This window comes from Methylobacterium frigidaeris, assembly GCF_022179185.1.
Taxonomy (GTDB): Bacteria; Pseudomonadota; Alphaproteobacteria; order Rhizobiales; family Beijerinckiaceae; genus Methylobacterium; species Methylobacterium frigidaeris.
On sequence record NZ_BPQJ01000180.1, the window covers coordinates 1 to 291 of the forward strand.

Sequence of the window (291 nt, forward strand, 5' to 3'; positions counted from 1 at the left end):
ACGGAGTTGGATGGCGCGTATTGGTACCGGAATCTGCGGCGGAGGGTTCGTTTCGAGGAGACGGTGCGGGTTCTGCTGGAGCGTGGTTTCGGGACGTTCGTGGAGTGCAGTGCGCATCCGGTTCTGATGATGGGGGTGCAGGAGACCGCGGAGAGCGTGCCGGGCACCGACGTCCTGGCGGTGGGTTCGCTGCGTCGTGGTGAGGGTGGGCAGGAGCGGGTCCTGGCCTCCGCGGCGGAACTCTTCGTGCGTGGGACGGACATCGACTGGACCGCCCTGTTCGAGGGGACC

Annotated in this window: 1 protein-coding gene; it reads left to right on the top strand. The window is 67.0% G+C overall.

The features are described 5' to 3' along the window. The coding region (locus MFF64_RS36760) for an acyltransferase domain-containing protein (RefSeq protein WP_238193966.1) at window positions 1–291 on the top strand (291 nt) is incomplete at both ends.